The sequence below is a fragment of the Flavobacteriales bacterium TMED191 genome, from assembly GCA_002171975.2.
GTDB lineage: Bacteria > Bacteroidota > Bacteroidia > Flavobacteriales > TMED113.
In genome coordinates this window covers 1-11,173 of sequence record NHIO02000058.1, presented here as the reverse complement: position 1 = coordinate 11,173, position 11,173 = coordinate 1, and the positions used below count along the sequence as shown (strand labels likewise).

Sequence of the window (11,173 nt, the reverse complement as noted above, 5' to 3'; positions counted from 1 at the left end):
TTTAAAATACTATTTTATGAAAAACATTTTAATTATAACATTTTTATCTCTTGGCTTTATTAATGCTCAAGTACAGGTTGGTTCTACAGTTTTACAAGAGCGTGAAGTTGTTAATGGTCTTGATGTTCCTTGGGAAATTAAATGGGGTCCTGATTCAGGCAACGGAGAAAATTTCTTGTGGGTGACAGAAAGAAATGGAATTGTAAGCAGAATTAATGTTGACACTGGAGAAAAGCATATTATTTTAGATATTCAGGATGTTATTTATGATTCAAATGAAGCCGGACTTTTAGGAATGGAAATTCATCCAGAATTTAATAATGGATATCCCTATGTTTTTTTAGCATATACATATGTTTCACAAGGAGCACGTGAGAAGATTGTTTGTTACGAATATGATGTTAATATCGATCAATTAATTAATGAGATTGTTTTGGTTGATGGGATTGATGGAAATAGTACTCATGTTGGATGTAGAATGTTAGCTATGGATGACTTAACTATGCTTATAACGACAGGTGATGCTCAAGAATGGATGTTGTCAGAGGATGTAAATGAATTAACAGGTAAAACATTAAGAATGAGTATTGATATCGGAGGCGGTACTTTGGGTGATGCTCCTGAAGATAATCCAATTCCAGGAAGTTTAGTTTGGAGTTGGGGACATAGAAATGCCCAAGGCTTAACTATGGGGCCTAATGGAATTATTTATAGTTCTGAACATGGGCCTAGTAATGATGATGAGCTTAATGTTCTTATTTCCGGACAAAATTTTGGTTGGCCTAATGTTCAGGGTTATTGTGATGATTTATGGGTTGATTATGGTTATGCCGAAAGTCTTAGTTCTTCTTATTCAGAAACAGACTATTGTAATGATAATAATATTATTGATGCTATATGGAGTAGTGGTTCAACAACTATTGCTCCCTCAGATATTACCTGGTATGATCATCCTTCTATACCCGAATTTGAAAATACCTTGCTAATGACCGTTTTAAAAAATAAAATGCTAGTTCGATTTGAAATGTCGGAAGATGGTCAAGAAATTACTTCTTATACAGAATTTTTTAATAATGAGTGGGGTAGATTAAGAGATATTTGCGTTAGTCCTGATGGAAAAATTTATCTTGCTACAAATGGATATTCTTGGCCTAGTCAAGGTCCTAATGAAATAATAGAATTATATAATGCAGATTATAATAATACAAATATTTTAGAATTTGATTCGGAATCTTTAATTAAGTATTCATTTGATTTATTTGGAAGAACAGTCAATGATGATGCAAAAGGTATTAGAATTGAATTTGATCAAAATGGAGTGTCTCAAAAATATTTAAAAATCAATTAATAGTTTATTTTAATTGTGGAGATGCAGGGAATCGAACCCTGGTCCAAACAAGAAATAAAATAAATTTCTACATGTTTAGTGTTATTTGATTTTCGTGTACATTCTGCTATAACACAACCAAAATGCACCTTATCCTGTAATTTTTACTTTAAAGTCCAGGTTACTTTAAGGCTAGTTCAACTTTATGATGTTCGTTTTTTAGGTGTTGAACATACCTAAAAAGGAACAAAAGCTATTTAATATATTATTAAGCAGCTAAAGCGTAATTATTTTCGCCATTTAAAAATTTTATATACTTTATTTCGAGCAAGTATATGAAATCTCGACATGCTTAGTATTTTATTGGACTTGCTGTCAAATCCGGTCATCCCCATTTATTCAAAGAACATAAAGTACAAATTTACACACAATACTTCATAATTTTATAATTTTGTATAGATAAAAAAATAAAATGAATATAGGAATTATTAAAGAAGGAAAGAATCCCCCCGATAAGAGAGTGCCTTTATCACCTGAGCAGTGTAAATATATTTCACATAAGTATTCATCTGTTTCTCTTTATGTTCAATCAAGTGAAATAAGATGTTTTTCTGATGAAGAGTATATTAAAAATGGAATTGAAATTGTTAGTGATTTATCATTTTGTGACATTATTTTAGGTGTTAAAGAGGTACCTATTGAAATGTTATTAGACAATAAAGTTTTTTTCTTTTTCTCCCACACAATTAAAAAACAACCATATAATCAGGAGCTGTTAAAGCAAATCATAGCAAAAAATATTCAGCTAATTGATTATGAAACACTAGTGTATAATAATCTTAAGCGAGTAATAGGATTTGGAAGATATGCGGGTATAGTTGGAGCTTATAATACTTTTTTAACTCATGGACGAAAAACAAAAAAATATACATTACCCTATGCACATACATTAGATAGTAAAATTCAATTAGATGCTCAGTTACTTAATGTTAAATTACCATCTAATTTTAAAATTTTATTAACGGGTGACGGTCGTGTCTCACAAGGTGTACAAGAAATTTTAGAAATTTTGAATATTAAAAAAGTCTCTAAAAATGATTTCATTAATATGGACTTCAATTGTCCAGTATATACTCAGTTGTTGCCATCTGACTATTATAAGAAAAAGGGTCAAATGGTATTTGAAAAGAGTAATTTTTATAAATATCCTGATAAATATAAATCCTGTCTTAATGATTTTGCTATTCATTCTAATATGTTAATTACAGGTCATTATCATGCACCTAACAATCCTTTTTTGTTATCTAAAAAAGAATTAGAAGAAAATAAAAAGCTTAGGATAATTGGAGATATTAGTTGTGATATTAGTGGTCCAATTGCTTCTACAATTCGTCCATCTACAATAAATCAACCTGTGTATGGATATAATAGTATTACAGGTCTGGAGGATGATATATATAATAATGATGTAATTGCTGTTATGGCTGTTGATAATTTACCATGTTCTTTGCCGAAAGATGCATCTATTGATTTCGGATCTGTCTTTGTGGAAAAGGTTCTGCCTGATTTACTTTCAAATGGAGAAATAATTTCACGAGGGACGATTGCAAAAGATGGTAATTTATCTGAAAGATTTAATTATTTATCAGATTACATAGTTTGATCTTTCATTAATTGTATTGTATGTTTTGGGTCTTTAGACTTAAAGATACTACTTCCTGCAACTAAAACATCTGCTCCATATTGAGTCAGCTTTTTTGAATTTTCATTGTTTACGCCTCCGTCTATTTCAATTAAAAAATTTGCCTTTTCAGATTGTTTAATATTTACTAGTTGACGAAGTTTTTTGTATGTTCCTTCAATGAATTTTTGCCCGCCAAATCCAGGATTGACACTCATTATACATATTAAATCTACTTCATGAATGATATTTGTTAAAAGGTTAACTGGTGTGTGAGGGTTGATAGCTACTCCAGCTTTCATGTTGTTAGATTTAATTTCTTGTATAGTCCTATGTAAATGATTACATGCTTCATAATGGACTGTCAAAATATTTGCTCCTGCCTTTTGAAAGTCATCTATGTATTTTTCAGGATTTATAATCATGAGGTGAACATCTAGCGGTTTTTGAGCATGTTTAGCAATAGATTTGATTATTGGCAGCCCAAATGATATATTAGGAACAAATACTCCATCCATTACATCAAGATGGAACCAATCAGCAGAACTTTGGTTTACCATCATTACATCTGATTTTAAATTTCCAAAATCAGAGGCAAGCATTGATGGTGCAATCAAATGATTCATAATCTTAGCCAAGATATGTTTTTAAAATTTTACTTCTAGATGTATGTTTTAATCTTCGTATTCCTTTTTCTTTTATTTGTCTAACACGTTCTCTAGTTAAATCAAATTTTTCTCCAATTTCTTCTAGTGTCATTGCGTGTTTACTTCCTAATCCAAAATAAAGTCTAATAACATCAGCCTCTCTGTCTGTAAGAGTAGTTAGTGATCTTTCAATTTCTGTGCGTAATGAATCATTAATCAGACTGTCATCTGGATTTGGACTTTCTCCGCTCATTATTACGTCATATAAGTTACTATCCTCTCCATCAACTAACGGTGCGTCCATAGAGATATGTCTACCTGAGTTTCTTTGTGATTCTCTAACATCATTAGCACTAATTTCTAAAACATTAGCAATTTCATCTGCGGAAGGTTCTCTCTCATATCTTTGTTCTAGTGATGCATATGTTTTATTTATTTTGTTAATAGACCCAATTTTATTTAATGGAAGTCTGACAATTCTTGATTGTTCTGCTAGTGCTTGTAAGATTGATTGTCTTATCCACCAAACAGCATATGAAATGAATTTAAAACCACGTGTTTCATCAAACCTTTTTGCTGCTTTAATTAGACCTAAATTACCTTCATTAATTAAGTCTGGTAGTGATAGTCCTTGATTTTGATATTGTTTAGCAACAGATACAACAAATCTTAAATTAGCTTTTGTTAGTTTTTCAAGGGCTATTTCATCACCCTCTTTTATTTTTTTTGCCAATGTAACTTCTTCATCAGCTGAAATTAAATCTACTTTACCAATTTCTTGTAAATATTTATCCAGTGATGCAGTTTCTCTGTTTGTTACCTGTTTTGTTATTTTTAATTGTCTCATATTTCAAAAAATTATTAAAGTAAGATTTATTCTGGCTTTTCTAATAATACTTTTCTCGATAATTTCATTTTTCCGTTTTTAGGATCGATACTGACCAATTTAACGTCTATCGCATCTCCTTCTTTTAACACCTCTTCAACTTTTTCAAGTCTTTTCCAGGCAATTTCAGATATATGTAATAGACCATCTGTACCCTTTTTAATTTCAACGAATGCGCCATATGGTTGAATAGACTTTACAATTCCTTTATACACAGTACCAACTTCAGGAATAAAACAAATTTCTTTAATTTTTTCTTGTGCATTTTTTATCCCTTCAGAATTAACTCCAAGTATTTCTACGATACCAACATTATCTTCCTCATTTATTGTGATTGTTGTCTCTGTAGTTTCTTGCATCTTTTGTATAACTTTTCCGCCAGGCCCAATTACACCTCCAATCATATCTTTTGGTATTGTCATTGTAACCATTTTTGGAGAATGTTCTTTAGGAGTTTCTCTACTAGTTGAAAGTGTTTTTAACATTTCTTCTAATATATGTAATCTTCCTGCTTTTGATTGATTAAGTGCTTCCTCTAAAATATTATATGGCAGACCTTTTACTTTCATGTCCATTTGACAGGCTGTGATTCCCTCAGTTGTACCCGTAACTTTAAAGTCCATGTCTCCTAAAAAATCTTCATCACCCAATATATCAGAAAGTATTGCATATTTTGAGTTATCCTCATTGGTAATAAGTCCCATCGCAATACCCGAAACCGGTCTAGTAATATTGACACCTGCATCCATTAAAGCCAATGTTCCAGCACAAACAGTTGCCATTGATGAAGATCCGTTAGACTCAAGTATTTCAGAGACGACTCTAATTGTATAAGGGTTTGAATCATTAATCATATCTTTTAATGCTCTTTGTGCTAAATTTCCATGGCCAATCTCTCTTCTACTGACATTGAATTTCATTCTTGCCTCTCCTGTAGAAAATGGTGGAAAATTATAATGTAAATAAAATTTTTCAGCACCTTGCCGGGTAACCGTATCAAGTCTGTTCTCGTCAAGCGATGTTCCTAATGTGACAGTTGTCAGTGATTGTGTCTCTCCTCTTGTAAAAACTGCTGACCCATGAGTTTTTGGTAAATAGTCCACTTCACACCAGATGGGTCTAATTTCATCAGTTTTTCTTCCATCTAACCTGTTGTGTGTATCAAGAATAAAATTTCTTATAGCATCTTTTTGAGTTGTGTAAAATTCTTTTGAAATATCTGAACTGTGTTCTTCAAGTTCTTCTTCAGAAAAATTTGACATTAATTTTTCTTTTAGTTGTTCAATTAAATTTGAACGTTCTTTTTTTGTGGTTTTTTTGCTAGCAATCCCATAGATTTCTTCATAACATAAGTCGCTTACTTTTTTAGCAATTGGAGTTGATTCTACTGTTTCGACTGCTCTTTTTTCATTTGTTCCCAAAAGATTAGAAAGTTCAAGTTGCGAATTACACTGAATTTTGATTGCTTCATGTCCAAATTTTATAGCTTCAATCATTTCATTTTCTGAAATCTCTTTCATTTCTCCTTCTACCATAACAACAGAGTCTACCGATGCTCCTATCATTAAGTCAATATCCGACTCTTCAAGTTGCTCAGGTGATGGGTTGGCAATAAAGTTTCCGTTAATTCTTCCAACACGTGTTTCAGATATAGGCCCTTCAAACGGGATATCCGATAATGTCAATGCAGTTGATGCAGCTAAACCTAATAAGGCATATGGGTCAACATTTTTATCATGAGACATAAGTTGAATCATGATTTGAGTTTCAAAGTGGTAATTTTTAGGAAACAATGGGCGTAGAACTCTATCTACCAATCTCATGCCTAAAATTTCTTGATCTGACGGTCTTGCTTCTCTTTTTAGAAATCCACCGGGAAATCTACCGTCAGCAGCAAATTTTTCTCTATAATCAACACTTAGCGGAAGAAAATCTACATCTTTTTCTTTTTTATCAGATACTACTGTTGCAAGTATCATTGTATCACCCATTCTAACTACACATGATCCATGTGCTTGTTTTGCTAATAAGCCTGTTTCGATAGTAATATCTCGATCATTATCTAGTGAGATAGTTACTTTTTTAAGTTCTGGTTTCATTAATTTTTCAGTATTTATTTATAAGTAGTATATAGCTGAATTATTTTCTTAATTTCAGCATTTTAACGATTGATCGATATCTTTCGATATCTTTTTTCTTTAAATATTCTAGCATTCGTCGTCTTTTTCCTACTAATAATACTAAAGATCTTTTAGTGTTGTTATCTTTTTTGTTGTCTTTTAAATAATCAGTTAGATGATTGATACGTTCAGTAAAAATGGCAATTTGACTCTCAGATTTGCCAGTGTCCTTTTCAGATGAACCATGTTTTTTAAAAATAGCTTGTTTCTTTTTAGAATCTAAATACATATTTATGTTTTCTTTTTTTGAAGTGCAAATATAGTATTTATTTTTCTTGAATAAATGGTTTTCATCAATAATATACTAGATTAATAAAGTTTGAGATTTTATTCTGTAATTCTTTTCGATGAACAATAAAGTCTAAAAATCCTTTTTCTAGTAAAAATTCAGACTTTTGAAAACCATCTGGGAGGTCTTTTCCAATTGTTTCTTTAATTACTCTTGGACCAGCAAAACCAATTAGTGCATTAGGTTCTGCAATATTAATGTCACCTAGCATGGAAAATGATGCAGTTGCTCCTCCAAAAGTAGGATCAGTAAGCAATGATATATAAGGAATTTTTTCTTGACTTAATAAACTTAAATGTCCTGATGTTTTAGCTAATTGCATGAGAGAGAAGGCAGCTTCCATCATTCTTGCTCCACCAGATTTAGAGATGATTAAAAGTGGCATTTTTTTCTTAATAGCTAATTGTATAAGACGACATATTTTTTCCCCAACAGCTGAACTAATAGAGCCTCCAATAAATTCAAAATTCATTGATGCAATTGCAATATTCTTACCCTCTATTTTTCCATATGCAGTACTGATTGCTTCTTTAAAGTTTGTTGTTTCGTATGCTTTATCTAACCTGTCAGTATAGCTTTTAGTATCTTTGAATGCAAGAGGGTCGAGAGCAGTTAGGTTTGTATTGATTTCTTTATATTTTTGATTATCAAAAAGTATTCCGAAATATTGATGGCTATTTATTCTCGAGTGATAATCACAATTAGTACATACCCAGTAATTCTTTTTATGCTCTTCTTTTGGAGTAAGTTTTTTACACTGGGGACATTTATACCATAGACCTTTTGGAATGTCCTTTTTATCTTTACTTTCTGTAAAAATTCCTTGATTTTTTCTTTTAAACCAACCCATATTATTTAATTAAATAATTGCCCTATTGAAGCAAGATGATTCATTTTAGCTCGTTTTAAAAGTGCTTTTTGCAGGCCTAAAACATCACCTTTTGAAAAGCAAAATAATGCATCTTGTTGTAAGGCTCTTCCGTAAGAAAATGTTAAATTCCAGTCTTTATTGGGGTACAGTTGATTTAGTAAATTTAATCTTTCTGCAGCTTTATCACTGTTTTGGCCTCCAGATAGAAAAGCAATACCAGGTACTTCTTTAGGAACATTTTTTTTAAGTGCATCAAATGTCATTTTTACAATTTGACTATCTTCTATCCTTTCATTCGATGAATTACCAGGAAGCACCATGTTTGGTTTAAGTACAATTGCTTCCAAGTCAACATTTAGCAGTTTTAATGCATTAAAAACCTCTTTTAAAGCTTTTTCAGTTGTATGAAAGCATTTTTCTATTCCATGTGCTCCATCCATTAATACTTCAGGTTCAACTATTGGTACAATATCATTTTCTTGGCAAAGCGAAGCATATCTAGCAAGTGCATGAGCATTTGAATGTAGGCATGCTTCAGACGGAATATTTTCACCAATTGTTATTACTGCTCTCCACTTTGCAAAATCAGCACCATTTAACTTATAGTTTGTTAATCTATCTCTTAGGTCATCTAATCCCTCAGTTATTTTTTCAGGGTTATGATTAGATAGTGTTTTTGCACCAGTATCAACTTTTATACCAGTTAAAATATTTTTTTGTTTTAGATACTTAGGAATTGGTGTGTTAGTACCTTGGATATTTTGATGAAATGTTTCATCAAATAGTATTACACCACTTATATAGTTTTCAATGTTTTCTGAAAGTAGTAGTTTACTTCTATATTCATTTCTTGTTAAATCAGTGCTCTCAATGCCTAATGCCTCAAATCTTTTTGAGCATGTTGGTGTACTTTCATCTGCAGCAAGAATACCTTTGCCTCTAGCTGTCATTTGTTGTGCAATTAATTTTAAATCTTTCATAGTTTTCAAATTTAAATTAAAATGGATAACCAATGGCTAAATTATATCTAAAATTTCCATTTAATGGATTTTCTATCCATCTATCATTTATCATTAACATGGGGTCTCTAACAGGTGTTGCAACGTCTAGGCGTATAACAAAAAAATCAAAATCATATCTAAAACCTACACCTATTCCAATTGCAATTTGATTTGGAAATGAATTAAAATAAAATCTACTTCCTTCTCTGGGGTCATTTTTTATTGACCAAATATTTCCACCATCAATAAATACAGCTGATTTTAATGAATTATATAGAGGGAAACGATATTCAATATTAAATTCTAATTTAATATCACCAGTAGAGTAGTTATTTAAATCTGTACTGGAACCCGGTCCAAGGCCAAATGCTTCCCATGCCCTTATACTATTTACTCCGCCTGAAAAAAACTGTTTTTGAATAGGAAGTTCTTCGGAATTTCCATAAGAGTACCCTAGCCCATAGAAACCTCTTAAAACAAGTACATTTTCCTTATTTAGTATAATATATCTTCTAATATCCAGATCCATTCTTGCATACTGAGAAAAAGAGTTGTTAAAAATAATATATTGATTTTTTTCATTTTTTTTAAAATTTACGATTGGTGCAATTGCAGTCAGTAAATTACCACTTAGTTCAGCTTTAGCTTTAATATATGTATGGTTAATAGGTTTGTATATTTTTTGATTATTAAAAGAAAAAATATAGTTTGTAGCTGGAATAAACTTATCTTCAAATTGTTCACTTAAATAAGGGTTTTCTATTAATTCATTTTCAATAAAAGAATTAATTTCACCAATATCAGAAAAACTTAATTCAATTAAATTTAATTGATGTTCAATATTTTTAGAGCTTTTCCAATTGTATCCCAATTTTTGAGTAATTATTTCACTTGAAAAATCTGGGCGTTGTCTTTGTGCTAATGAAAAAACAAAGTTTGTGTTCATTTGGTAGCTAGAAGTTAATTTATCTACTATTATTTTGGGTAAAATTAACTTTGGAACACGTAAACTCATTTCGTAAAATATCTCTCTAGTATTAAATAGTTTTTCGTTTTTATTAATTGTTGATTGACGATTTTCTAGAGATAGTTTTATTTTACCGTTTAAATTTTCAGCCCCTTTTAATAGATTTCTATTCCCAAATTGAAGATAACCTGAAATTCCTAGGTTACCCTCATCAGCAGATCGTTTTGTTTCAGCTTCAACTGAGTAATACATTTTAACAGGGCTTTTGAGTTGAATATTACAATGAAGTTTGTTGTTTTGTTTTTCATTAAATTCGATAACAATTTTCTTAAAAAATAAAAGATTAGATAAGTTGCTATATGTTTTTTCAATTTCCTCTTTGGAGTATTTTTTATTTTTCTTAATATCTATTAATTCACAAATAGTATTTAGTTTTATTTCTGATTTAGTATTTTTTGGTATAATGAAAAAATAATCATCTTTAATTATGGTGTCATTATTTGTGTTTGCACTATTTAGATGAATAAAGATGTTGTCAATATAAAATTTTTCATATGAAGATGAATCTATGTTAATTTCTTTGAGACGAAAATTTAAATTAATTTTTTTATTATCTGTGCTGTCTGCTTCTACATAGATTAGTTCTTTTGAAAACTTATAATAACCGTTATTTTGTAGTAATTTTTCTATTTCAATACGTTCATTGTTAACTTTATTATAAGTGAAAATGTCACCTTTTTGGATAATATATTTTTGGTGTTTTTTTTGAATTAAGCTATATATTTCACTGTCGAAAATTGTATTATATTTTACATTATTGATTGTGTATGAGTCACCGGTATGTATGTTGTAAAAAACATTTACTTTGTTTCCTTTATATTGTAACTCATTATTTATTGATGCAGTAAAATAGCCATTATTTTCTAAATACGATTTAATTTGATTGATGCTCTTTTCTGTTAACGAATTATCAAATAATACAGGATGTTCTCCTATTTTACGTAAATATGAATTAAACCAGTTGTTTTTTTTAGGATTACTGATGTTGTATAAACATAAATGAAAAGGAAGGAAACCAATTATTTTCTTATTTGGCTGTTGTTTTATAATTAAATTAATTTCTTTTTTTGTTATATTTTTAATGCGTGCTTGATCTGCATGATTAATGTTTATTTTATTACTTTTAAGAATATAATCGTCTTGTGTAGCATGCTTTATACTATAGCATGAAGTAATAATTAAGATGGGTAATAATAATAGAATTTTTTTAATCAATGCGAATAAAGTTTTATTTTGTTTGTAAAAATATGTTTTTTCATGATTT

9 protein-coding genes and 1 other RNA gene are annotated in these 11,173 nt (G+C 30.1%); 2 read left to right on the top strand and 8 right to left on the bottom strand.

Going from position 1 to position 11,173, the window contains the following annotated elements; genetic code table 11:
- Window positions 1-16 precede the first annotated feature (16 nt).
- A complete protein-coding gene (locus CBD51_006925; GenBank protein RPG57661.1) occupies window positions 17-1,348 on the top strand; it encodes a PQQ-dependent sugar dehydrogenase in 1,332 nt (443 codons plus the stop codon).
- Window positions 1,349-1,361: 13 nt separating this feature from the next.
- On the opposite strand, the gene ssrA is transcribed toward CBD51_006925, so the two are convergent.
- Window positions 1,362-1,720: a transfer-messenger RNA gene (gene ssrA / locus CBD51_006920) on the bottom strand.
- A 79-nt stretch (window positions 1,721-1,799) separates the two neighbouring features.
- Between ssrA and CBD51_006915 the strand changes: the two genes are divergently transcribed.
- Entirely contained in the window at window positions 1,800-2,990 is a 1,191-nt protein-coding gene (locus tag CBD51_006915) for an alanine dehydrogenase (protein ID RPG57660.1), read from the top strand.
- On the opposite strand, the gene CBD51_006910 is transcribed toward CBD51_006915, so the two are convergent.
- The 7 genes from CBD51_006910 to CBD51_006880 all read right to left on the bottom strand — a co-directional run bounded on the left by CBD51_006910 (window position 2,978) and on the right by CBD51_006880 (window position 11,124).
- Window positions 2,978-3,634 carry a ribulose-phosphate 3-epimerase gene (locus CBD51_006910; GenBank protein RPG57659.1) on the bottom strand — a complete coding sequence of 219 codons (657 nt, stop codon included), beginning with the start codon at window positions 3,632-3,634 and terminating at the stop codon, window positions 2,978-2,980. The two genes, CBD51_006915 and CBD51_006910, sit on opposite strands and share 13 nt — an antisense overlap.
- A 4-nt stretch (window positions 3,635-3,638) precedes the next feature.
- Window positions 3,639-4,502 carry a sigma-70 family RNA polymerase sigma factor gene (locus tag CBD51_006905; GenBank protein RPG57658.1) on the bottom strand — a complete coding sequence of 288 codons (864 nt, stop codon included), beginning with the start codon at window positions 4,500-4,502 and terminating at the stop codon, window positions 3,639-3,641.
- Window positions 4,503-4,528: 26 nt separating this feature from the next.
- Entirely contained in the window at window positions 4,529-6,640 is a 2,112-nt protein-coding gene (locus CBD51_006900) for a polyribonucleotide nucleotidyltransferase (GenBank protein ID RPG57657.1), read from the bottom strand.
- Between the two features lie 40 nt (window positions 6,641-6,680).
- Window positions 6,681-6,950 carry a 30S ribosomal protein S15 gene (locus tag CBD51_006895; protein ID RPG57656.1) on the bottom strand — a complete coding sequence of 90 codons (270 nt, stop codon included), beginning with the start codon at window positions 6,948-6,950 and terminating at the stop codon, window positions 6,681-6,683.
- A 64-nt stretch (window positions 6,951-7,014) separates the two neighbouring features.
- Window positions 7,015-7,860, bottom strand: coding sequence for an acetyl-CoA carboxylase carboxyltransferase subunit beta (locus CBD51_006890; GenBank protein RPG57655.1), 846 nt, complete (start codon window positions 7,858-7,860; stop codon window positions 7,015-7,017).
- A gap of 5 nt (window positions 7,861-7,865) precedes the next feature.
- Window positions 7,866-8,861 carry a fructose-bisphosphate aldolase class I gene (locus tag CBD51_006885; GenBank protein ID RPG57654.1) on the bottom strand — a complete coding sequence of 332 codons (996 nt, stop codon included), beginning with the start codon at window positions 8,859-8,861 and terminating at the stop codon, window positions 7,866-7,868.
- Between the two features lie 16 nt (window positions 8,862-8,877).
- Complete coding sequence (locus CBD51_006880) at window positions 8,878-11,124, bottom strand: hypothetical protein (GenBank protein RPG57653.1); 2,247 nt, start codon at window positions 11,122-11,124, stop codon at window positions 8,878-8,880.
- Window positions 11,125-11,173: the final 49 nt, after the last annotated feature.